The organism is Flavobacterium sp. (assembly GCF_041392005.1).
GTDB lineage: Bacteria > Bacteroidota > Bacteroidia > Flavobacteriales > Flavobacteriaceae > Flavobacterium.
Genome location: NZ_JAWKMX010000006.1, coordinates 1 through 23,148, shown reverse-complemented (window position 1 = coordinate 23,148; position 23,148 = coordinate 1). Strand labels below are relative to the sequence as shown.

The 23,148-nt window shown below is 31.5% G+C and carries 20 protein-coding genes and 1 pseudogene; 14 read left to right on the top strand and 7 right to left on the bottom strand.

The annotated features are described in order from the left end of the window. Positions 1 to 18 precede the first annotated feature (18 nt). Genes R2808_RS04880 through R2808_RS04865 form a run of 4 tightly spaced genes read left to right on the top strand, consistent with a single transcriptional unit; the run spans position 19 to position 5,072 of the window. Positions 19 to 690 (top strand): TetR/AcrR family transcriptional regulator, encoded by a 672-nt coding sequence (locus R2808_RS04880; protein WP_371269840.1) that lies wholly within the window; start codon positions 19 to 21, stop codon positions 688 to 690. After that, complete coding sequence (locus R2808_RS04875) at positions 687 to 2,333, top strand: peptidase domain-containing ABC transporter (protein WP_371269839.1); 1,647 nt, start codon at positions 687 to 689, stop codon at positions 2,331 to 2,333. Before R2808_RS04880 ends, R2808_RS04875 begins: the two co-directional genes overlap by 4 nt. Positions 2,334 to 2,338: 5 nt before the next feature. Then, positions 2,339 to 3,682: an HlyD family secretion protein gene (locus R2808_RS04870; protein WP_371269838.1), complete on the top strand. Its 1,344-nt coding sequence runs from the start codon at positions 2,339 to 2,341 to the stop codon at positions 3,680 to 3,682. A 4-nt stretch (positions 3,683 to 3,686) separates the two neighbouring features. Next, complete coding sequence (locus R2808_RS04865; protein WP_371269837.1) at positions 3,687 to 5,072, top strand: TolC family protein; 1,386 nt, start codon at positions 3,687 to 3,689, stop codon at positions 5,070 to 5,072. Between the two features lie 48 nt (positions 5,073 to 5,120). On the opposite strand, the gene R2808_RS04860 is transcribed toward R2808_RS04865, so the two are convergent. Then, positions 5,121 to 6,395 carry an acetyl-CoA hydrolase/transferase family protein gene (locus tag R2808_RS04860; RefSeq protein WP_371269836.1) on the bottom strand — a complete coding sequence of 425 codons (1,275 nt, stop codon included), beginning with the start codon at positions 6,393 to 6,395 and terminating at the stop codon, positions 5,121 to 5,123. Positions 6,396 to 6,507: 112 nt separating this feature from the next. Between R2808_RS04860 and map the strand changes: the two genes are divergently transcribed. The 4 genes from map (at position 6,508) to R2808_RS04840 (ending at position 9,346) form a co-directional block, all read left to right on the top strand. Further along, positions 6,508 to 7,326, top strand: coding sequence for a type I methionyl aminopeptidase (gene map / locus R2808_RS04855; protein WP_371269835.1), 819 nt, complete (start codon positions 6,508 to 6,510; stop codon positions 7,324 to 7,326). Between the two features lie 38 nt (positions 7,327 to 7,364). After that, entirely contained in the window at positions 7,365 to 7,739 is a 375-nt protein-coding gene (locus R2808_RS04850) for a GxxExxY protein (RefSeq protein WP_371269834.1), read from the top strand. Positions 7,740 to 7,874: 135 nt separating this feature from the next. Further along, on the top strand, positions 7,875 to 8,558 hold the full coding sequence (locus tag R2808_RS04845; RefSeq protein ID WP_371269833.1) for a DUF3667 domain-containing protein: 684 nt from the start codon (positions 7,875 to 7,877) through the stop codon (positions 8,556 to 8,558). Positions 8,559 to 8,572: 14 nt separating this feature from the next. After that, positions 8,573 to 9,346, top strand: coding sequence for a class I SAM-dependent methyltransferase (locus R2808_RS04840; RefSeq protein WP_371269832.1), 774 nt, complete (start codon positions 8,573 to 8,575; stop codon positions 9,344 to 9,346). Here R2808_RS04840 and R2808_RS04835 read toward each other — a convergent pair. From R2808_RS04835 to R2808_RS04825, 3 genes are all read right to left on the bottom strand, one after another. Then, entirely contained in the window at positions 9,343 to 10,362 is a 1,020-nt protein-coding gene (locus R2808_RS04835) for an FAD:protein FMN transferase (RefSeq protein ID WP_371269831.1), read from the bottom strand. The genes R2808_RS04840 and R2808_RS04835 overlap by 4 nt on opposite strands. Continuing rightward, the gene (locus R2808_RS04830) at positions 10,337 to 10,699 is read right to left on the bottom strand and encodes a Na(+)-translocating NADH-quinone reductase subunit F (protein ID WP_371269830.1); all 363 of its coding nucleotides are present in this window, start codon (positions 10,697 to 10,699) and stop codon (positions 10,337 to 10,339) included. The genes R2808_RS04835 and R2808_RS04830 overlap by 26 nt, the downstream gene beginning before the upstream one ends. A 91-nt stretch (positions 10,700 to 10,790) precedes the next feature. Continuing rightward, on the bottom strand, positions 10,791 to 13,001 hold the full coding sequence (locus tag R2808_RS04825) for a T9SS sorting signal type C domain-containing protein (RefSeq protein ID WP_371269829.1): 2,211 nt from the start codon (positions 12,999 to 13,001) through the stop codon (positions 10,791 to 10,793). A gap of 227 nt (positions 13,002 to 13,228) precedes the next feature. On the opposite strand from R2808_RS04825, the gene fabD reads away from it, so the two are divergent. The 3 genes from fabD (at position 13,229) to R2808_RS04810 (ending at position 16,659) form a co-directional block, all read left to right on the top strand. Next, positions 13,229 to 14,104 (top strand): ACP S-malonyltransferase, encoded by an 876-nt coding sequence (gene fabD / locus R2808_RS04820; RefSeq protein WP_371269828.1) that lies wholly within the window; start codon positions 13,229 to 13,231, stop codon positions 14,102 to 14,104. 73 nt (positions 14,105 to 14,177) lie between these two features. Continuing rightward, a complete protein-coding gene (locus tag R2808_RS04815) occupies positions 14,178 to 15,155 on the top strand; it encodes an acyltransferase family protein (RefSeq protein WP_371269827.1) in 978 nt (325 codons plus the stop codon). After that, complete coding sequence (locus R2808_RS04810; RefSeq protein WP_371269826.1) at positions 15,136 to 16,659, top strand: phosphoethanolamine transferase; 1,524 nt, start codon at positions 15,136 to 15,138, stop codon at positions 16,657 to 16,659. Before R2808_RS04815 ends, R2808_RS04810 begins: the two co-directional genes overlap by 20 nt. On the opposite strand, the gene galE is transcribed toward R2808_RS04810, so the two are convergent. Beyond that, positions 16,656 to 17,669, bottom strand: a complete 1,014-nt coding sequence (gene galE, locus R2808_RS04805) for a UDP-glucose 4-epimerase GalE (protein WP_371269825.1) — start codon at positions 17,667 to 17,669, stop codon at positions 16,656 to 16,658. The genes R2808_RS04810 and galE overlap by 4 nt on opposite strands. 42 nt (positions 17,670 to 17,711) lie before the next feature. After that, positions 17,712 to 18,839 (bottom strand): DegT/DnrJ/EryC1/StrS family aminotransferase, encoded by a 1,128-nt coding sequence (locus R2808_RS04800; RefSeq protein WP_371269824.1) that lies wholly within the window; start codon positions 18,837 to 18,839, stop codon positions 17,712 to 17,714. Positions 18,840 to 18,992: 153 nt separating this feature from the next. Between R2808_RS04800 and R2808_RS04795 the strand changes: the two genes are divergently transcribed. The 3 genes from R2808_RS04795 (at position 18,993) to R2808_RS04785 (ending at position 22,869) form a co-directional block, all read left to right on the top strand. Beyond that, the gene (locus R2808_RS04795; RefSeq protein WP_371269823.1) at positions 18,993 to 20,252 is read left to right on the top strand and encodes a 3-deoxy-D-manno-octulosonic acid transferase; all 1,260 of its coding nucleotides are present in this window, start codon (positions 18,993 to 18,995) and stop codon (positions 20,250 to 20,252) included. Positions 20,253 to 20,297: 45 nt separating this feature from the next. After that, positions 20,298 to 22,433, top strand: coding sequence for a S46 family peptidase (locus tag R2808_RS04790; protein ID WP_371269822.1), 2,136 nt, complete (start codon positions 20,298 to 20,300; stop codon positions 22,431 to 22,433). A gap of 169 nt (positions 22,434 to 22,602) precedes the next feature. Beyond that, a complete protein-coding gene (locus R2808_RS04785; RefSeq protein ID WP_371269821.1) occupies positions 22,603 to 22,869 on the top strand; it encodes a hypothetical protein in 267 nt (88 codons plus the stop codon). A 52-nt stretch (positions 22,870 to 22,921) separates the two neighbouring features. Here the strand turns inward: R2808_RS04785 and R2808_RS04780 are convergent. Further along, a pseudogene (locus R2808_RS04780) lies at positions 22,922 to 23,148 on the bottom strand (DUF1508 domain-containing protein); the annotation flags it as partial.

Sequence of the window (23,148 nt, the reverse complement as noted above, 5' to 3'; positions counted from 1 at the left end):
CATAGTGATACTTTATTTATGGATAAAATAATACAAAATTTACAGTTTACTATTAACGATAAATTATTTGTTAAAGATCCAGAAACCTCTAGTTTGGGTAAAAAAATATTGCAAAACAGTATTACCTTAATTGATGAAATTGGTTTCGAGGCTTTTACATTTAAAAAATTGGGCGAACAAATAGGTTCTAATGAAAGTTCAATTTATCGTTATTTCGAAAATAAACACAAATTACTCATTTATCTTTCTACGTGGTATTGGTCTTGGGTAGAATATCAGTTAGTATTTAGTACTATGGGTATAAAAAATCCAGAGGAAAAGCTAAATGAAGCACTTAAAATAATTACCAAAAAGGTAGAAAACGATAAAAACACAACGTATATTGATGAAGCAATATTACATAGAATTATTACAGCCGAATACACCAAAACTTTTTTAACAAAAGATGTAGATGCTGAAAATAAAGAAGGGTATTTTGTAGTTTACAAGCGGATAATTGTTCGGTTAATTGAAATGATAGAAGCTGTAAATCCTAATTATAATTATTCTAAAAGTTTGGCATCTTCTGTGGTTGAAGGTATTTTGCATCAGCGTTATTTAAAAGAACATTTTACCTCGATAACCAATTTAACTGAGAAAGATTGTTTGTTCGAATTTTATTCCGATTTAGTTAAAAAAGCACTACAATGAAACCCATACAACGTTTAAAAAACCTAGTACAGTTAGATAAAAAAGATTTTTATCAAATTATAATTTATTCCATTTTTAGCGGATTAATTAGTTTAACGCTTCCGTTAGGTATTCAATCAATCGTTAATCTTATTCAAGCTGGGCAAATATCTACCTCTTGGTTCATATTAGTGTTAGTAGTGGTTATTGGTGTAATACTGGTAGGTGTTTTTAAAATTATGCAGTTTAGAATTTCCGAAAATTTGCAACAAAAAATATTTGTTCGATCGTCGTTTGAGTTTGCTTATCGTTTTCCTAAAATTAAATTCGATCAGTTTTACAACCAGTATTTACCAGAGTTAGCCAATCGGTTTTTCGATACAATTTCTATTCAAAAAGGAATTACAAAATTATTACTCGATATTTCAAGTGCTGTTTTACAAATAGTGTTTGGTTTGGTATTACTTTCATTATATCATCCGTTTTTTATAGCTTTTGGTATAATTTTAACCTTTATGCTATACATAATTTTTAAAGCAAACTATGTTTCGGGGTTAGAAACCAGTTTAAAAGAATCGAAATACAAATATAAAGTGGCACATTGGATACAGGAAATTGCTCGAAATCACATCAGTTTTAAAAACAAAAACCTGTTTCAGTTTGCTTTACAGAAAAATGATGATTTTGTTTCAAAATATTTAACCAGTAGAGAACAGCATTTTGCCATTTTGCGCCGTCAATTTATACAACTAATAGGTTTTAAAACCTTAATTACAGCCGGATTATTAATAATAGGCGGTTTGTTAGTAATTAACCAGCAAATGAATATTGGTCAATTTGTTGCTGCCGAAATTATTATTCTAACCATTATTACGGCTATAGAAAAGCTTTTTGGCGGATTAGAATTGTTTTATGATGTGTTAACTTCATTAGAAAAAATAGGTGGTGTTGTCGATTTAGAAATGGATAATGCACTACAAAACGATAATTACAACATAGAAGAAAATTATTTAAATATTAGATTAAATAATGTGTCATATAAATATCCTAAGGCAAAAAATTTAATTTTAAATAATGTAACGTTTACTATTAAACAAGGCGACAAGATAGTTTTAAAAGGTGCTAACGGTTCTGGTAAAACAACTTTTGCCCGAATTATTGGTAAAATAGTAGAGCCAACTAGCGGAAATTTATTTATTAACGATAGTAACGCAAAGAGTGTATATAATGAAGATTACCAAAGTAAAATAGGCTATTTTGCATCAGACACTAGTTCATTCGAAGGAACAATTTTAGAAAATTTAAAGCACAACACAAAAGCCATAACTAAAGCCGAAATACAAAAAGTTTTAGAAATTGTAAAATTAGATAACTATATAAAATCGTTGCCAAATGGTTTAGAAACAATGCTTTATACAAATGGCAGTCAAATTAATTCTTCGGCAATTCAAAAAATAGTATTAGCACGAATTTTATTAATGAAGCCGAAACTTATAATTTTAGAAGATGCTTTAACCAAAATTGATGCGAACCAAGCAACAGAAATTTTTAATTATTTGTTAAGTCCAGAAAACCCAGCAACAGTTATTCTTATTTCTAATCAACACCTAAGCCACAAACAGCTTAAATATGTCGAATTAATTAATGGTCAACTAATACAATAATTATTATGCTTAATATTACTAATAATAGAATAGATCATTTACTATCGTTATCAAAATATAAATCGAATACGGTTTTTACCAAAAAAGAAACCTATTTGGTCATCAGAAAAATTATTGCCATTGTAGGTATTATTGTTTTAATATTTCTTTTTCTTCCATGGACACAAAACGTAAGTGGTTCTGGTTTTGTAACTACGTTAAAACCTTATCAACGGCCACAAACCATACATACTGCAATACCGGGTAGAATTGAAAAATGGTACGTGCAAGAAGGCGATTTTGTAAAAAAAGGCGATACTATTTTGTATTTATCAGAAATAAAAGAAGATTATTTAGATCCTAATTTAATTGCCAATACTGATAGCCAAGTAAAAGCAAAAGAAAATGCAGCAAATTCGTACGAATTAAAAGCAAAAACTCTCGATTTGCAAATAAATGCTATCGAAAACGAGAAACAATTAAAACTAAAACAAGCCCAAAACAAACTTGAACAAGCTCATTTAAAAGTCAAAACCGAAACAGCCGATTTAGAAGCGGTAAAAACGCAACTAACAATTGCCGAAACCCAATACAATAGAACCATTGCTTTGCAAAAAGAAGGCTTAAAACCAATGACAGCTGTAGAAGAAAAGCGTATAAAATGGCAAGAAATGCAAGCCAAACTTGTTACACAGGAAAACAAATTGCTAGCAAGCCAAAACGACGTGCTTAATGCAACTATGGAAATTAACAGAATACAAGTAGAATATAACGAAAAAATAGCAAAAGCAAATGGCGATAAACAAACGGCATTAAGCTCTAAATTTGATACCGAAGCACAAGTAAACAAACTTAAAAACCAATATACCAATTATCAAATACGAAGCGGTTTGTATTATGTAACAGCACCGCAAGATGGTTATGTAAATAGAGCACTACAATCGGGTTTAGGCGAAACTATAAAAGAAGGAACTTCCGTAGTAAGTATTATGCCCGCTAATTTCGAAATTGCAGTTGAAACCTACATCAATCCTATCGATTATCCGCTAATTCATAAAGGCGAAAAAATTAGAGTTTGGTTCGATGGTTGGCCTACAATTGTTTTTAGCGGTTGGCCAGGTATATCCTACGGAACTTTTGGTGGTATTATTGTTGCCAAAGAAAATTTTATTAGCGAAAACGGAAAATATCGTATTTTAATTGCCCCAGACCCAAACGATAAAGTATGGCCTAAAGAATTAAGTATTGGCGCAGGAACACATACTATGGCGCTACTTGATACGGTGCCTATTTGGTTCGAAATTTGGAGAACTTTAAACGGCTTTCCACCAAATTTTTATAAGCCTACAACAAGCGAAACAAAAAAGTAAAACCATGAAAAAAATAAAACTTTTATTCGTTTTCTTGTTCGTACACATTGTTAGTTGGAGCCAAGAAATAACAAATGAACTAACTTATGAAGAATATATAGGCTATGTTAAAAAATTCCATCCACTTGTAAAACAAGCTAATTTAAAAATAACCGAAGCACAAGCTAAATTAATGAAAGCTCGTGGCGCATTCGACCCAAAAATAGAAGCAGACTATAGTGAAAAACAATACAACAATAAAGAGTATTATAGTGTGTTTAACAGTAGTTTTAAAATTCCAACTTGGTACGGAATCGAAATAAAAGCAGCTTTCGATAACAGCGAAGGTATTTATGTAAATCCAGAAAACACATTGCCTAATAATGGACTCACTTCGGTGGGAATAACAGTGCCCATTGGCCAAAATTTATGGATAAATGAACGAATGGCCGAATTAAAACAAGCAAAATACTACCAAAATGTGGCACAAGCCGAACAGCAAATGCTAGTAACTGAAGTTTTGTATCAAGCATCAATAAGTTATTTGCACTGGAAGCAAAGTTTCGAAGAAGCTAAACTTTATTCGGAATACTTAGAAAATGCAAAAATTCGTTATAACGGAATTGTAAAAGCCATTGAGCTAGGCGATAAACCAACTATCGATAGTGTTGAAGTAGGTATAACCTTAAACGCAAGAAAACTAAGTTTAGAAAAAGCTAATTTAAAATTATTTAAAGCACGTTTAGAAGTTTCTAATTTTTTATGGACGAACGATAATACACCTTTAGAAATTAGTGAAAATTTACATCCGGAAGATAATTTAGAGGAAACACTTCCAAATCTTTTAAATATTAAAAATAGTAATGAAATTTCAGTTGAAAATGCACCAAAACTAAACGCATTACAAAATAAAATAGAAATTTTTAAAGTAGCTAAAAGCCTGCAAGCAAATAAACTTTTACCCAAACTTGAAGCTAGCTATAACTATCTTTCCGAGCCAAGTGCTTTCGATAATTATAGATTTGACGATTATAAAATAGGTATAAATTTTTCGTTTCCACTTTTTTTAAGAAAAGAAAGAGCACAATTAAAACTTGCTAAAATTCAGCTTCAAGATGCCGAGTTTAGTTTTTCATTTGAAAAATTAAATATTCAAAATAAAATTGAAGCGCAAAAGCAAGAAATTAATTCGTATAAAAAACAATTAAACATTAATAAAAAATTAGTAGCAAGTTATGCTACTATGCTTTCTGGCGAAGAACGCTTGTTTCAAGTAGGCGAAAGTTCGGTTTTTTTATTAAATTCAAGAGAAAATTCATTAGTAAGTTCGCAGCTTGCTACTATTTCTCTAGAAAATGCTTATTTAGTAGCTTTTCTTAATTTGTACAAAACGTTAGGAAAACCCGAATAAAAAATCCTGATTTAAATATCAGTACTTTAAATTTTAAAAATATTTTTTTTAAGAGTTTTTAATCATTTCAAAATATTCCCGTTCAATGCGTTCTTGATGCGTTGGATGCGCAATTTTAACCAATTCCTTTACACGCTGATGCAAGGTTTTACCATATAAATCGGCAATTCCGTTTTCAGTAATAATATATTGTACGTGAGAACGAGTAGTTACAACTCCTGCACCTTGTTTTAAATAAGGCACAATTCTACTTTCGCCACGTTTTGTAATTGATGGCAACGCAATTATGGCTTTTCCGCCTTTACTTAGCGAAGCCCCACGAATAAAATCCATTTGACCACCAACACCCGAATACATACGACCACCAATTGAATCGGCACAAACTTGCCCCGTAACATCAACTTCTATAGCCGAATTTATAGCTACCATTCGATCGTTTTTTCGAATGCGAGCCGTATCATTTACCATTGACGATTCTTTCATTTCAATAAACGGATTGTCGTTTACAAAATCATACAATCTTTTAGAGCCAATTAAAAAAGTTGCCAGAGCACGACCACGAAGTGTGCCTTTATAATTACAATTAATCACATCTTTTTCAATCAAATCGATAACACCATCAGAAAACATCTCGGTATGTAAACCTAAATCTTTATGATTTTTCATTTTGCTCAATGCCGCATTAGGTATCGAGCCAATACCCATTTGAAGGGTACTTTTATCTTCAATTAACGATGCAATAAAACCACCAATTTTTTCTTCTTCTAAAGAAAACGGAGCTTGATTATGTGCATGAATAGGCGTATTCACTTCAACCAAATAATCAATTTCAGAAACGTGTAAAATTCCGTCACCAAAAGTTCGTGGCATTTGCTTATTTACTTGTGCTACCACAATTTTCGCATTTTCAATAGCGGCAACAGTAGCTTCAACTGAAACACCTAATGAACAATAACCATGACTATCGGGAGGTGAAACATGAATAAAAGCGACATCAAGTTCTAAAATTCTTTTTCTAAACAAATGGGGCAATTCACTTAAAAAAACAGGTGTGTACGATCCATTTCCTTCTTTAAGTGTATGACGAACATTTTTACCTATAAAAAAAGAATTCACATGAAAGCTATCGCGTAATTCTGGATTAGCATATCGTGCTTCTCCTTCTGTATGAAGATGACAAATTTCTACATTTTTTAATTCAGATGCCCTATCAGTAAGTGCGTTTGCTAATAGTGTTGGTGTTGCAGCCGCCGCTTGTAAATAAACGCGGTCGCCATTTTTTACAATTTTTACGGCTTCTTCAGCAGATACATAGTTACTCATTTCCTAAAATTTTAGGCAAATTTATTTCGAATGAATTTTGAAAAAAATGATATTAGTCAGAATCTAAATAAAAATAATAAAAATTGTACTTTTGTCCTTAGAAATTACCGTTATGATTATTATAAAAACAGCAGAAGAAATTGAATTAATGCGAGAAAGTGCCTTAATTGTTTCAAAAACATTAGGAATGCTTGCTAAAGAAATAAAACCCGGAGTTACTTCTTTATATTTAGACAAATTAGCCGAAGAATTCATCCGCGATTATGGCGCGGAACCTGCTTTTTTGGGTATGTATGGTTTTCCAAACTCGCTTTGTATGAGTCCAAACACACAGGTTGTACATGGTATTCCTAATGAAATTCCGCTACAAGATGGCGATATTATTTCGGTAGATTGTGGTGCGCTAAAAAATGGTTTTTATGGCGACCATGCCTATACTTTTGAAGTTGGCGAAGTAGCACTAGAAACTAAAAAATTACTACAAATTACCAAAGAATCATTATACATTGGCATAAAAGAAACCAAAGTTGGCAATCGTGTAGAAGACATTGGTTATGCCATTCAGCAATATTGCGAAAAACATGGTTATGGCGTAGTTCGTGAGTTGTGTGGACACGGTTTGGGCAGAAAAATGCACGAAGACCCAGAAGTGCCAAATTATGGAAAACGTGGTCGTGGAAAAAAATTAGTTAATGGAATGGTCATTGCCATAGAACCGATGATTAATATGGGAACTAAAAACATTAAGCAACACAAAGACGGTTGGACAATTACAACTGCAGATGGTAAACCTAGCGCACATTTTGAACATGATGTTGCTATTGTTGATGGTAAACCCGAATTACTTTCTACATTTGCCTATATCTATGAAGCTTTAGGGATTACTTCTAACGAAGAAGATGGATTACGACAAAAACCATTGATTTTATAGCACAGAGATACACAAAGTGAAAAAAGAATCTCAAAGAGATGGACAAAATTAATGATTTATCATATAAAATAATTGGATGTGCAATTGAAGTACACAAACATCTTGGACCAGGACTTTTAGAATCTGCTTATGAAGAATGTTTGTTTTTTGAATTAAAAAATGTAGGTTTACAAGTTGAAAGACAACTAGCATTACCAATAATTTATAAAGAAATAAAATTAAACCACGGATATAGAATTGATTTGTTAGTTGAAAAATCTATTGTTGTCGAATTAAAAACAGTTGAATCTTTTACTGATGTTCATTTTGCTCAAATTTTAACTTATTTAAAGTTGGGAAATTATCCTCTTGGCTTACTCATTAATTTTGATTCAAAAATTCTAAAAAATAATATAAAACGATTTATACTTTAAAAACTTAGTGAATCTCTGAGTTATACTTTGAGATTCTTAGTGTAGTACATTATGATTTGCAAATCTTGTAAAAATAGCATCTCCAAAAATCAAAATTTCTGCTCAAATTGTGGTGGAAAAATTGTTCATGACCGTTTGTCATTAAAAGGTACTTGGGAAGAATTTATTGGTCCATTTTTTAGCTGGGATAATAATTTTTGGCGTACCTGTATTGATTTATTTAAAAACCCAAAAGATGTTTTAGAAGCCTATATTTCGGGAGCACGAAAAAAATATTTTCAACCATTTTCCTTTTTAATTTTATATGCCACTATTGCCGTATTGTTTTATAAGTTTTTTCCTTACGATATTGGCGAATTCCAAGAAGGTTTTAATAAAGGCTATCAATCTACCGGCGGAAAAAATCCTGCTTTTGATGTAAAAGCTTTTTATGAAAATATGTTCAATTATTATAATTTTATAGTTATTGCTACCGTTCCTTTTTATGCTTTAATTACCTATATTACTTTTATAAAAAAAGGAAACAATTATTCCGAACATTTGGTATTCAATTGTTATTTACACACAATAATTGGTTATTTTTCAATGCTATTACAGCTGGTGTTTTTAAATATTTTTCATTTACCAAATACCATGTTTTATATACAAATACTGTTTTCAATAGTTTATAGTATTTACGTTTTTAAAAAACTGTATGCTTTAAATACAAAACAAATACTAATTTCAACGCTGTACTTTTGGTTATTAGCAATTGCATTTTTTATTTTCTTTTCGCTTATAGCTGGTATTTTTATTTTTATTAAAATAGCATTGAAATAAATGATATGTACTGCATGAAGAAACTTTTTAAATTTATATTAAATACTATTCCTCGACCTATATTAATTCGGTTGAGTATTATTATACGTCCAATTATTGCATTTTTTTTAAAAGGAAAAAAATACACCGACCCTATTGATGGAAAAAGTTTTCGAATGTTTTTGCCGTATGGCTATGGTAATCAACGGAATAATGTGCTTTCGCCAAGCACACTTTCTTTAGAAAGACATCGATTGTTATGGTTGTATTTACAAAATGAAACCGATTTTTTTACTTCATCAGAAAATAAAAAAGTGTTGCATTTTGCCCCAGAACAAGAGTTTTATAAACGTTTTAAAAAACAAAAAAACATAACTTATACCACTACTGATTTATTGTCGCCATTGGCCGATGTAAAAGCTGATATTTGTAATTTACCTTTTGAAAATAATTCGTTTGACATTATTTTTTGCAATCATGTTTTGGAACATATTCCAAATGACACCAAAGCAATGCAAGAATTGTTTCGGGTTATGAAACCAAGCGGTTGGGGCATTTTTCAAATTCCACAAGATTTAACTCGTGATACTACATTTACAGATGATTCGATAACTAATCCTAAAGAACGTGCCAAAATTTTTGGTCAATACGACCATGTTCGCATTTATGGTCGCGATTATTTTAACAAACTTAGGAGTATTGGTTTTGAAGTGGAAGAAGTAGATTACACAACTACACTTTCAACAGAATTGGTTGAAAAATATTGCTTGGCAAAAGGAGAATTACTTCCGGTTGTATATAAAAATTAATCTAAAATAAGCTGTTCAAAATTTTTAGTAGTAAAAGTCTGCAAGTTATTGTTTTCATCAACATATAAAATCAAAACTGATAATTCTGAATGTTGTTTTGCAAATATTTTTCCTTCGTCTAAATTCATAACCATAAAAGCAGTAGCATAACCGTCTGCTAACACACATTTTGGGGCTAAGACCGAGACACTTAAAATATTACTTTTTTGTGGTTTGCCCGTTTTTGGGTTAATAGTATGTACAAATTTCTTTCCTGTAATTGAATCAATAATTACTTTTCTGTAATTTCCTGATGTAGCTAAACTTAAATTTTCTAGTTTTACCGTATGAATTAATTTTCGTTCTTGCTTTGAATTTTGCAATGGATCATCGATACCTACTATCCAATTTTTGTTTTTAATAGTGTTTTTGCCTAATGCAAATAATTCGCCTCCAATTTCTACAATAGCGTTATTTATTCCTTTTGCTTTTAAAAATTGAACAACTACATCAACAGAATAGCCTTGCGCTATGGCATTAAAATCGAAATAGGTTTCTGCGTGTTTTTTGCTAATTGTTTTATTAGCATTGAGTTTTACTTTATTAAAACCCACAAAAGTGAGCAAACTATCTATTTGCTTTTGGCTTAGGTTTTGATGTTGATGATTAGGACCAAAGCCGTAAGCATTTACCAATACGCCAATAGTTGGATCAAATAAACCATTAGTTTCTAGATAAATTTTATTGGAAATTTTAAATGTTTCTTCAAACCAATTATCGATAACAACTGTACTATCGCCTGCATTAATTTTTGAAATTAACGAGTTTGATTGATACGTTGATAATGAATTATCGAAAGCGGTTAATAATGAATCTATTTGTTGTTTTTTTACGAGTTTTTGTTCTGCAATATATTTTATATTGTATGTGCTGCCTTGTGCTTCGCCAAAAATGGTAAAAAATTGGTTTTCATTCTTGCTTTTACAAGAAAATAGGATTAAAACAAGTACACTACAATAAAACTTGGTAGCCTTCATAATTGATAATATAATCGGAAGTTGTATAAACTGGTAATTCAAAATCATCTGCATTGGCAATGCCAACACCTGCAAAAAGAACGCGTGCTTTTTTTTCTTTAGCATGATTAATAAACGTTTCCATAAAAACCACGTCATAATCGGCAGGATTTTGAGGATAAGTAACCACTTGAACCATTACAAAGTACAATTTGTTTTTTTTATCGACACAAATAAACTGCGGATGTTTTTTTAATTGACTATTAATGGCAATAAATTCAAAACCCTTTGTTTCCAAATCTTTACCCACATGGTTCATGGCAATTTGATGCAATTCTTGCAAACTTAATTCTTCCATTACGCAAAGGTAATTAATTAGTTTTTATCTAATAAAAAAACCGTCTCGTTTTGTAACGAGACGGTTAGCTTATTTTAAAAGTAGGTTGCTATTACAACTTCACTTTTTTAGTTGTTTTACCATTTTCGGTTTCAATTTCAACTAATACTACTTGGTTAGTAGCGTTTACTTTTTCTACTGCAAACTCAGAAGTGTTTATATTAGCTTGGCTAAATAATTTTCTTCCTTGAATGTCGTAAACTGTAACCGATTTTAATAATTGGTTACCTGTTGAAATCATTATTTGATGGTTTTGTACATACACAATAGCATCTGCAGTTACTACTGCTGTTTCTGCTTTTAAATTGTTTTTGTACACTAGCGAAAAGCGTGCATCAAACTGACCTTCGCCCGATGTAAATGTATAGGCACTTGTTTTAATATCGTGAATTACATTTAATTGTTTATCCCATAAATAAATAGCTTGGTCGGTAAACAAACCATCTACGTGGTCTAAAGCAATGGTGTAGTTTCCTGCTGTAGCTGCTACAAAGCCTAAGGCTACTTCATCGTTATCATCAAACGGTAATGAACGACCTTGAATTACATACTCAGCAGTAGCATTATCAATTAGTGAATATAAATTAGATGCCGCTGTTGATAGTAATTTACCGTCTATTGCCGTGTCAACACCTAAAGTAGCACCTGTCATATAAGCCACCATCATTTGGTTGTGGTTTAATGAGCCGTTACCAAAATTTAACCAAATTCTGTTGCGTTCAACTGTATTAGTTGTTTTAAAGAACTGTCCGCTATTTGTATTCATACGTTGTGCGTTGTTAAACACCGCATTACCTGCTGTAGTAGCTTCTACAAAGAAACCTTGACCTATTTGAATTTCGCCATTTGGAACAACCGAACTATTATCGGCAGTAGTAGTGCCTGCGCCTCCTGCTAAGGTGTAAGAAGCATAGTTGTTTTGGTCGTATGTTCCGCCTGTAGCTTGGTTCGATTGGTTTTGGTGTGTCCAGAAATAAAGTGTGCTAATACCTGTAGCCGCATTATCGGTTAAGAACGTATCGGCGTCAATTGTAGAAGCGTAAGGATTACCTAATAAATTAAATCCACCGCCTGAACCTACTGTAACAGGTACAGAAACATCTCCATTAAATGGAACTCCTGTAAACTGTCCGTTATGAACAACCGCAACTGTTGGCGTAGCTTGTTGTGTATTATCGGCACGAATGCTGTAGCCTGTTCCTTCTGCAAAACTGTTGTTTACAGGATCTGCGTTTGCCCATGCACCAGCAGATTCGTTATAGCTGTAGAAACGTTGCCATAATGTATTTGGCGAAAATGCCATTAAGTTTTGACCCGATACTGGTGAACTCCAATATGTGTAATCTAACCAAAGCATTGGCTGACTATTGCGTTTTACGGTAATGTTTCCTACGTTAGCAACATCTTGATTTTGAACTAAATTAATATCGTTTTCTAAGGTTACACTAGCAGCAGCATCAACAGTTATAACACCGTCAATAACTAACGTACCAGAGTCGAAAACAACTGTTCCGCTTGCAACATCTAAACTACAAGCCTCGAAACCTGCTCCTGTATAATTACCTGCAATAACTGCTTTTTGATCGGCTACTGGTGCACTTGGAGACCATGAAGAACCATCCCATGTGTGAGTTACTGAACAAGAAGGTGCATCAACATTTACAACGATATTGTCTAAACGGTTGTTACCACTACTACTTGATGCGCCGGACACAGTAAGTCTAATATAAACATTCGTTTGATTATCAACTGCATTAATGTCTGTTAAATCAATAGTTTTAACTGACCAAGTTGAAGAATTAACAGCTGTATTAGCTACAGAAATAGTAGTAAATGTGCTACCATCAGTACTCCATTCCCAAATATGTGTACTGAAGCCAGTACTTGTCCCTCTTGTAGCAAAACTTATAATAGGATTATATAATCCTAGTGTTGAAAAGGTAATGATAATTGCATTACCATTTGCAGTATCATTAGCTAATGCTAACGCTTTCCCTGAAACAGCAGGTGTTCTTGGGTCGTTATTTGTAGTTCCCGCAAAAGAAGTTATTTGCGTATTTGATGCAGAAGAAGCCCAAATAGAAGAACCATTTGTTCCGTCAGCATAAATTGTGCCTGTTCCTAAATCTGAGGCAATAACTGTTGGGGTATCAGGTGAAGCAGCTAAATTATCAAATGTCCATGCTGCTATTTGTTGTTGTGCATTGTTTTTGTTAGTCACAAAAATTAAACAAAACACAAATAAAAAAGTTATTTTTTTCATTTTAAAAATTTTAAATTTTATACAAAATTATTCTTTTTTTATAAATAAATTGATAAACCATATTATAACTAACAATTTCATAACATAAAAGAAAATTTTATACACAAATTAGCTTTAAAATTTATTTTTTCGTAATTAATTGTGTAAGAAATTCAATTGTTAAAAGCAAATTCATTTAGATAAAAAAAAATAGTACTTTTGTTACAACAAATTAGAAATTAAATTACATGAAAGCATATGTTTTTCCTGGGCAAGGAGCTCAATTTACTGGAATGGGTAAAGATTTATATGAAAATTCTGCTATTGCCAAAGAATTATTTGAAAAAGCCAACGAAATTCTAGGTTTTAGAATTACCGATATTATGTTTGAAGGTTCTGCCGAAGAATTAAAAGAAACAAAGGTTACACAACCTGCGGTTTTTTTACATTCTGTGGTTTTAGCTAAAGTTCTTGACGTAAAACCCGATATGGTTGCTGGGCATTCTTTGGGTGAATTTTCGGCTTTGGTGGTAAACGGTGCTTTAAGTTTTGAAGATGGGTTACAATTGGTTTCAAAGCGAGCAATGGCTATGCAAAAAGCCTGCGAAATTACACCATCGACAATGGCGGCTGTATTGAATTTAGACGATGAAACCGTAGAAAATGTTTGTGCATCGATTGATGGAGTAGTGGTAGCTGCCAATTACAATTGTCCGGGTCAATTGGTAATTTCTGGAGAGTACAAAGCGGTAGAATTGGCTTGCGAAAAAATGAAAGAAGCTGGTGCAAAACGCGCCTTGATTTTACCAGTAGGTGGCGCTTTTCATTCGCCTATGATGGAACCGGCCCGCGAAGAATTAGCCGCAGCTATTGAAGCAACTACTTTTTCAACACCAAGTTGTCCGGTATATCAAAATGTAACGGCAAATGCGGTTTCAAATCCTGAAGAAATTAAGAAAAACTTAATTGCACAATTAACAGGAGCCGTAAAATGGACACAATTGGTTAACCAAATGATTGCAGATGGCGCAACAAGTTTTACCGAAGTTGGTCCAGGAAAGGTTTTAGTTGGATTAGTAAATAAAATAAACAAAGAAGTGGAAACTATTTCGGCTTCTTTGTAAAACTTTGATATATATTTAACATAAAAGTCGAGGTAGTACTTCGACTTTTTTTATATTTGAAATAAAGTAGCGTATGAACAGATTAGACTGGGTAGATCAATTAAAAGGTTTTGCTATTTTTTTAATGGTGTATGCTCATAATTTTCCTATTACAGAAAAATATATCTATACTTTTCATATGCCACTATTTTTAATTGTTTCTGGTTTTTTTCTTTCCCAAAAAGGCTCAATAAATGCAGTAAAAAAACGATTTAACACTAGTATTGTTCCTTATTTTATTTGGGCATTTTTATTATTTATTTTTTGGGTAGTAATTGCAAAAGATATTGGCGAGAGTAACAAACTTAATTTATCTATAACCAAAAATTTTATTGGAATTTTTTATGCACAAGGTAACAGAGAATATATGGATTGGGGAATTCCGATGTGGTTTTTACCTATGATTTTTGTGTCGTTTTGCATGGTATTATTATTACAGCGTTTTGTAAAGAACGATTATTTTAGGCTTTTTGCTAGTTTTATATTAGCTTTAATAGGATGTTCTGTAACAGTAGCCCTGCCTTGGAGTGTTAATGTAGCATGTGTTAGCACTTTTTTTATTATTTTTGGAAGTTTATCCTTTAAAATAATAGAGCATTTGCATTTAAAGACAGCAATTTTTTTAAGTTTAATTTTTATTACACTTCATTTTTTTGTGTATCAAGAAAACTTTGTGAAAATTGATATGTATCGATCAACTTATGGACATTTTTTAATTTTTGTTGCAGTGGCATTATTAGGTTCATTTGGTTTTATATTATTTTTTAAAGCGTTTCCTATATTTAAATTTTTAGGTTATATAGGTAAATATACGATTGTTATTTTAGCATTACAGTATATTTCTTTAGCAGCAATAAAGCTTTTTTATATGTTTGTATTAAAATATGAAAATTTTAATTTTAATGAAACTCAAATCTTTATCAATGCAATATTTCAAATTGTACTACTTATCCCTGTTTTTTATTTTGTAAACAAATATTTTCCTTTGTTAAATGGAGGTTTTAAGAAATAAATTAAGCGCTTTTCAATTTCATTTAATACTAAATATAGTTTTTGGTGTTTTTATTACACTATCATCATATATTTATACGCCAATTTCGAGTTTTAAAGATTTTATCTTATATGTTTGTCATTTTTTATTACAGCAGTTTTGTTGCTTTGGCTTTCTTTACATACTATCGTTAAACCGTTTTGTTTTTAAAATTTGTTTTCCTATACTTTTTATAGTATTATCAATAGCTTCATTTTGGGCTTTTACTATGGATATAAGTTTTAGCGATGGAATAGTACAAGCAACAATTGAAACAAAACCCGATATTGTTCTAGATTTAATAAGCATTCCACTTATTTTATTTGTTATAATTTCAGTTGTTATAGTATTATTTATTTTAAAACTTTATAGTAATTTAGAAACTAAAAAAAATAATATACTACTTTTAATTTTTGCTGTTATCGCTATTGCTATGTTATTTATAGTTGATAAAACAAGAAGTAGAACATTAAGCAGTCGACTGCCTTTTAATGTTTTTTTTGAATTGGTTAATTATTTTAATAAAAGTGATTATTCTTACTCAAAAATTAACACTAAAATTAATGCTGATAATAAAAATCTTAATGTATATCTAATTTTAGGCGAAAGTGTTAGAGCAGACCATTTTAGTTTAAATGGCTATAGCCGATTAACAAACCCATTGCTTGCACAGCAACAAAACTTAATTTCGTTTTCAAATGCTTACACTTCTTTTACTTACACAGCAGGTAGCATACCTCAAATATTAAGTAACAAATCGGTTTATGACAGTATTAAAAATGCACGAAACTATAATATAATCAACATTTTAAACCAATCAGGAATAGAAACCTTTTGGATTGGTAATCAAACTCCAGAAAAAAGCTACAATAATTTTATAAACGATTGTAAAAACAGGTTATTGATAGATCCTTTGCATTCGGTATTTAGCTATAATAAGAAGTCTGATTTAGCTTTGTTACAATATTTGCCTAATGTTCAAAATAGAAAAGGCAATGTGTTTTCAATATTTCACACTATAGGAAGTCATTGGTATTATGAAAACAGATACACTAAAGAATTTAGAAAATTTTGTCCTACAATAACAAGTAAAAATATTCCATCAAATACAAGGCAGGAAATGATTAATTCATACGACAACACTATTGTATTTTTAGATTATTTTTTAAACAAATTTATTGAGAAAGTAAAAAGTAAAAATGAAAATGCAATTATACTCTATGTTTCAGACCATGGAGAGCTTTTAGGAGAAAATGGTAAATGGTTACACGGCTTGTCGGGTAATGAAAAAGGACCTAGAAACCCAGCAGTTCTATTTTGGTATTCTGACATTTTTAAAGAGAAATATCCTAATGAGATTAAATTTTTAGAAAGTAAACAAAAAAAGCAATTTACACTAGATGCAGTTTATCACACTATTTTAGATTTATATAAAATAGAAACTTCGTATTATAATAAAAAGGAGAGTTTACTCTATAATAATTAACGTCTAATTTTTTGCTCCCATTTCCAAGCACTTGCCAACGCTTCTTCTAATGTTGATTGAGCTTTCCAGCCCAAAACTGAATTGGCTTTGTCGGTATTGGCAAAGGCTTCAATAACATCTCCTTCGCGTCTTGCAACTATTTTATAAGGTAATTTTGTGTTAGATACTTTTTCAAAAGTGGTAATAACTTCTAATACTGAACTTCCAGTGCCAGTTCCTATATTAAAAGTTTCAACTTTTTCTGTGTTTTTGTTTTCTAATAATCGTTGTAGAGCAACTACATGCGCTTTTGCTAAATCGACCACATGAATATAATCACGTATTGCTGTTCCATCAGCTGTTGGATAATCATCGCCAAAAACCGAAAGTTCTTTACGTAATCCAATGGCTGTTTGTGTGATAAAAGGCACTAAATTTTGTGGAATGCCAATAGGTAATTCTCCAATTTCGGCCGATGGATGAGCACCTATCGGATTAAAATAACGCAGCAAAATAGCATTAATAGTAGTTACTTTAGCAACATCAGTTATTATTTCTTCGCCAATTTGCTTGGTATTTCCATAAGGCGACATTGCTTGTTGCACAGGTGCATTTTCAGTAATAGGCATTGTTGTTGCTTGACCATAAACCGTGCAAGATGAACTAAATATGAAGTGTGTTTTTTGTTTTGCCTGAAGCTCTTGTAATAAATAAACTAATGTATTTATATTATTTTCGTAATATAACAATGGATTTTCTACACTTTCGCCAACAGCTTTACTTGCAGCAAAATGGATTACACCGTTTATATCTTGATATTTGACAAATAAATCTTGAACCGATTTTTTTTCACGCAAATCGATATTTTCAAAATGTGGTTTTTTTCCAGTAATTCTCTCAATGCCGTCTAAAACTTCAAGAGAAGAATTCGATAAATTATCAATAATAACTACATCAAATCCTTCATTTTGTAGTTCTACTACAGTATGTGAACCTATAAATCCTAATCCACCTGTAACAAGTATTTTCATTTTTTATAGCTAACAACTAACAGTTTTAAACTGTCAACTTAATTAAACGTATTCTAAAACCGAATCAGTAATAAATTTAATTTGGTCGTCTTCTAATTCGGTATGCATTGGCAAAGCAATTACTTCATCACATAACTGATTGGTTATTGCAAAATCGGCTTCGTTATAGCGAGCATCAGCGTAGGCTTTTTGCTTATGTAAAGGAATTGGATAATAAATTGCACACGGAATTCCTTTTTCTTGTAAATGTTTTAATAAACCATCACGTTTTCCGTTTAAAACTCGAAATACATATTGATGAAATACATGGCAATCACAATTTTCGCAAATGGTAGGAACCCATAAATTTGAATTCTTACCTAATATTTCAGAATATTTTCTGGCAGCTTTTTGTCTTGCTTTATTATAGGTGTCTAAATGCGGTAGTTTCGCTTTTAATACGCCAGCTTGAATACTATCTAAACGTGAGTTTACACCTACCACATCATGATGATAACGTTCGTACATACCATGATTTACAATACCTCGTAGTGTATGTGCTAAAGCATCATCATTAGTAAAAATGGCACCGCCATCGCCATAGCAACCTAAATTTTTTGAAGGGAAAAAAGACGTAGCACCAACGTGCCCAATGGTTCCTACTTTTTGTTTTTTACCTTCTTTGTTAGTGTAATCTGCACCAATTGCTTGTGCATTATCTTCAATTACATACAAATTGTGTTCATTTGCAATTTCCATAATGGCATCCATATTTGCTGCACGACCAAATAAATGAACAGGAACAATTGCTTTTGTTTTTGGGGTAATGGCTTTTTTAATTGCTTCAATTGATATGTTCATATTGTGTAAATCAACATCAACCAAAACGGGTGTTAATTGTAGCAATGCAATTACTTCAACGGTAGCAGCAAAGGTAAAATCGGCAGTGATAACTTCATCGCCAGGTTGTAAGCCTAGTCCCATCATGGCAATTTGCAAAGCATCAGTACCGTTAGCGCACGGAATTACATGTTTTACACCTAAATATTTTTCTAAATCGGCTTGAAACTGGTGAACCAAAGGTCCGTTGATATATGTATTTGTATCTAAAACCTCTTGAATTGAAGCATTAACTTCGTCCTTTATTTTATCATATTGACTTTTTAAGTCAACCATTTGTAGTTTTCTCATTAAAAAATAAGTTTAAAAGTTTAAAGTTAAAAAGTTTAAGGTTGCGGTTCCTTTATTTTCACTCTTAACATGAACAAAAATAGTCAATAATTGATTAGTTGGCAATGAATTTTCATAAAGAAACTGTATTTTCGCAATAGATATATTACCAATATGTTATTTCTATACAATTTAGTAGTCGTTTTAGTGTCACAACTTTTGAAGTTTGTAGCCCTTTTTAGTCCAAAAATGAAACTTTTTGTAAACGGAAGAAAAAATGTTTTTACAATACTTCAAGATAAATTACAGCCTAGTGATGATGTTATTTGGTTTCATGCAGCTTCTTTAGGCGAATACGAACAAGGTTTACCAGTAATTGAAAAAATAAAAGAAAAATTTCCAACCTATAAAATCGTTGTCAGTTTTTTTTCACCTTCAGGATATGAAGTTCGAAAAAGCAATAAAATTGCAGATGTAACCATATATTTGCCGTTAGACACTAAGAAAAATGCTAAAAAATTTGTTGCGTTGGTTCAGCCTAAAATGGCATTTTTTATAAAATATGAATTTTGGCCCAATTATCTTAACGAATTAAAAGAACAAAAAATTCCAACCTATTTAATTTCGGGAATTTTTAGAAAAAACCAAGCCTTTTTTAAATGGTATGGCGGTTTTTACAAAAAAGCACTTTCCACATTCGAACATTTTTTTGTACAAAATGAAAATTCTAAAGAATTGATACAATCGTTAAGTTTTCAAAATGTAACAGTGTCTGGCGACACTCGTTTTGACAGGGTTGTTACCATATTAAATAGCGACACTTCGTTGCCATTTATTGAAACCTTTATTAATAATAAAACAACTATAGTTGTAGGAAGCTCATGGCCTAAAGATGAAGATTTATTAATTCAATATATAAATAATGCAGCTGATGATGTAAAATTTATAATGGCTCCACATAATATTAAGGAAGAACAAATATTGAATTTAAAATTAAAAATAAATAAATCAACTGTTTTATACAGCGAGTTTATAAGTTTAAATCAAACCGAACTACAACTTCAAAACTATAATGTTTTTATTATTGACACCATTGGTTTGCTTACAAAAATTTATAGCTATGCCGATATTGCCTACGTAGGTGGCGGTTTTGGCAATCCAGGTGTGCATAATATTTTAGAACCCGCAACCTATGGTGTACCAATTGTAATTGGTTCAAATTATTCCCATTTTGCAGAAGCAACAGCATTAGTTAATTTGGGTGGTTGTATTTCAATTAACAATCAATCTGAATTAAATAACACCTTTGATTTATTGCTAAACAATCTTGATGAAAGAAATGAAAAAGGCCATATTTGCGAAACATTTGTGCAAATAAACAAAGGCGCTACAGACAAAATTGTAAGTTATATTATTCGCAAAAATTCGCTTTAATTTTTTTTTAAATTTGTGTATCTTGCAGCACTAAACACAAATATTATGCGAATTTTTAAATTTTTACTACTGTTTATTGCAGTACCCTTATTTGCGCAACAAGGTGGCATGTGGATTCCAAGTATGCTAAAAGGTATGAACGAAACCGAAATGCAACGCCTAGGAATGAAAATGACAGCCGAAGATATTTACGATGTAAACCAATCGAGTTTAAAAGATGCTATTGTTCATTTCGATGGCGGTTGTACATCTGAAATTATTTCGCCTAAAGGATTACTTTTAACCAATCATCATTGCGGATATGGCGAAATTCAAAGTCATTCTTCTGTAGAGCACGATTATTTGCAAGACGGTTTTTGGGCAATGAGCCTTTCGGAAGAATTACCAAATCCAGGCATGGTAGCAACTTTAATAGTTAGTATTAACGATGTTACAAATTCGGTTTTAGAAGGTGTAGCACAATTAAATTCGGAAGCAGAAAAACAAAAGAAAATACAAGAAAATATTTCAAAAATTCAAACTACTTTTCCAAAAGAAAACTGGCAAGAAAACCAAATTAAAACGTTTTACGAAGGTAATCAATATCTATTATTTGTAACCGAAACGTTTAAAGATATCCGTTTAGTTGGCGCACCACCAAGTGCTATAGGGAAATTCGGTTCCGATACAGATAATTGGGTTTGGCCACGTCACACAGGCGATTTTTCATTATTTAGAATTTATGCAGGCAAAGACAATAAACCAGCAGCATATTCAAAAGATAATGTTCCGTACACGCCAAAACATTTTCTTCCTATTTCATTAGATGGTGTTGCCGAAGGCGATTTTACCATGGTGTTTGGTTTTCCAGGTAGAACACAAGAGTATTTGCCATCGTTTGCTGTTGAGCAAATTGTAAATTCCTTAAATCCAGCAAAAATAGAAATTAGAGATGCAGCACTTAAAGTACAAGACGGCTTTATGCGAAAAGATAAAGCAATTAAAATTCAGTACGCTTCAAAATATGCTCGTGTGGCAAATTATTGGAAAAAATGGATTGGCGAAAATCTAGGTTTAAAAAAGTCAAATGCTATTCAACTTAAAAAAGAATACGAAAACGAGTTTTCTAAAAATGTTGCTGCAAAAGGAAAATCAGCCGATTATGGAAATTTACTTTCTGATTTTGAAAAATACTATAACCAAATAAACGATTATGCTTTAGCGCGCGATTATTTTGTTGAAGTGGCACTTAGAAACACCGAATTGTTAAGTGCAGGGTTTCGCTTATATCAATTAGAACAAGTGTATAAAACAAAGGGCGAGCAAGCTTTTAACGATAGAAAAAACAATACAATTAAAGGCTTAGAAAGTTTTTACAAAGATTTTAATGCTACAGTTGATAAAAATGTATTCGAAAAACTGATAACACTTTATGGTCAAAAATCGCCGTTAATTCCTAGCGAATTTAAAACGATGGATTATGCTAAAGTTACTAATGAGGTTTATGCAAAATCGAAATTAGCATCGTATAGCGGCGTTCAAGAATTATTAAAAGGCGATGCTAAACAAGTTTTAAAAAAATTAAACAAAGACAAAGGCTTTATATTGATTAAGAAAATGGCCGATAATTACTTTACTAATATTGGTCCAAAATACGATGAAATAGATTTGCAAATTAGTGCTTTGCAGCGCGAGTATATGAAAGCCCAACTCGAAATGTTTCCAAACGGACGTTTTTTCCCAGATGCTAACAGCACTTTGCGTATAACTTATGGTCAGGTAAAAGGTTATAGCCCAAGCGATGCGGTTTATTATGAACCTGTAACCCATTTAGAAGGTGTAATGGAAAAATACGTACCAAATGATTACGAGTTTGATGTGCCAGAAAAATTGATTCAATTAATAAATACTAAAAATTACGGGCAATATGCTGCAAAAGATGGAAAAATGCCAGTTTGTTTTATTGCAACCAATCATACAACAGGTGGAAATTCAGGAAGCCCAGCTTTAGATGCACATGGAAATTTAGTAGGATTAAACTTCGATCGCGTTTGGGAAGGTACTATGAGTGATATTCATTATGACCCAGCAATATGTAGAAATATCATGGTCGATATTCGATATGTTTTATTTATAATTGACAAATATGCAGGTGCAAAGCACTTAATTGATGAAATGCACTTGGTTTATCCTAAAAAATAAATAAAAAAATATGCTTTATTTTTATTTTTATTGGCTTATAACCCACTGATTATAAGGATTTCTAAAAAAATAAAAAATATTTAAAAAAAAAGTGTAAAAATATTTTGTCAAGTTAAAAAATTTATATCTTTGCTACGAATTAATAATTAACCTTTTATAATTTAGTAAGATGAAAAAAGTTGTTTTAAGTTTAGCATTAGTTGCTATGATGTTTGTATCTTGTAAAGAAACTCAAGAAAATGCTGAAGCTGCAGGTGAAAATATGGAAGCTGCTGCAGGTGAAGCTGTTGACGCTACACAAGAAGCTATGGAAAATACTGCAGACGCTGTTGAGGCTGCTGCTGATTCTACAGCTGCTGCGGTTGAAGGTGCTGCTGTTGATGCTGCTAATGCGGTTGAAGGTGCTGCAAATGATGTTAAAGATGCAGTTAAGTAATTAATACTACTTACCTTAAAAAAATAATCCCGCACTTGTTGCGGGATTTTTTTTATGCAGTTTCGTCAAAAATATTTGGTAGTACTGAAAAATCTAAAATTTCAGCAGCAACTGTGCTGCGCATAATTTCATCAATTCCTTTTTGTAATAGCAACTTTGTAGAATATTTCCTACTTATGGCTAATTCTTTTTGGTTTAAAATAATTTTGAAATAAAATTTACCGTTTCCCGATTTAAATTTCATGAAAATCAAATCGGGTAGATGTCTTTTAATATATT

Coding starts and splice junctions, on each gene's coding strand:
- R2808_RS04870 (WP_371269838.1), top strand. CDS start 2,339: ATGCTTAATATTACTAATAATAGAATAGATCATTTACTATCGTTATCA.
- R2808_RS04815 (WP_371269827.1), top strand. CDS start 14,178: ATGAACAGATTAGACTGGGTAGATCAATTAAAAGGTTTTGCTATTTTT.
- R2808_RS04825 (WP_371269829.1), bottom strand. CDS start 13,001: ATGAAAAAAATAACTTTTTTATTTGTGTTTTGTTTAATTTTTGTGACT.
- R2808_RS04800 (WP_371269824.1), bottom strand. CDS start 18,839: ATGAGAAAACTACAAATGGTTGACTTAAAAAGTCAATATGATAAAATA.
- R2808_RS04865 (WP_371269837.1), top strand. CDS start 3,687: ATGAAAAAAATAAAACTTTTATTCGTTTTCTTGTTCGTACACATTGTT.
- R2808_RS04790 (WP_371269822.1), top strand. CDS start 20,298: ATGCGAATTTTTAAATTTTTACTACTGTTTATTGCAGTACCCTTATTT.
- R2808_RS04840 (WP_371269832.1), top strand. CDS start 8,573: ATGAAGAAACTTTTTAAATTTATATTAAATACTATTCCTCGACCTATA.
- R2808_RS04850 (WP_371269834.1), top strand. CDS start 7,365: ATGGACAAAATTAATGATTTATCATATAAAATAATTGGATGTGCAATT.
- R2808_RS04835 (WP_371269831.1), bottom strand. CDS start 10,362: ATGAAGGCTACCAAGTTTTATTGTAGTGTACTTGTTTTAATCCTATTT.
- map (WP_371269835.1), top strand. CDS start 6,508: ATGATTATTATAAAAACAGCAGAAGAAATTGAATTAATGCGAGAAAGT.
- R2808_RS04830 (WP_371269830.1), bottom strand. CDS start 10,699: ATGGAAGAATTAAGTTTGCAAGAATTGCATCAAATTGCCATGAACCAT.
- fabD (WP_371269828.1), top strand. CDS start 13,229: ATGAAAGCATATGTTTTTCCTGGGCAAGGAGCTCAATTTACTGGAATG.
- R2808_RS04785 (WP_371269821.1), top strand. CDS start 22,603: ATGAAAAAAGTTGTTTTAAGTTTAGCATTAGTTGCTATGATGTTTGTA.
- R2808_RS04880 (WP_371269840.1), top strand. CDS start 19: ATGGATAAAATAATACAAAATTTACAGTTTACTATTAACGATAAATTA.
- R2808_RS04810 (WP_371269826.1), top strand. CDS start 15,136: ATGGAGGTTTTAAGAAATAAATTAAGCGCTTTTCAATTTCATTTAATA.
- R2808_RS04795 (WP_371269823.1), top strand. CDS start 18,993: ATGTTATTTCTATACAATTTAGTAGTCGTTTTAGTGTCACAACTTTTG.
- galE (WP_371269825.1), bottom strand. CDS start 17,669: ATGAAAATACTTGTTACAGGTGGATTAGGATTTATAGGTTCACATACT.
- R2808_RS04875 (WP_371269839.1), top strand. CDS start 687: ATGAAACCCATACAACGTTTAAAAAACCTAGTACAGTTAGATAAAAAA.
- R2808_RS04860 (WP_371269836.1), bottom strand. CDS start 6,395: ATGAGTAACTATGTATCTGCTGAAGAAGCCGTAAAAATTGTAAAAAAT.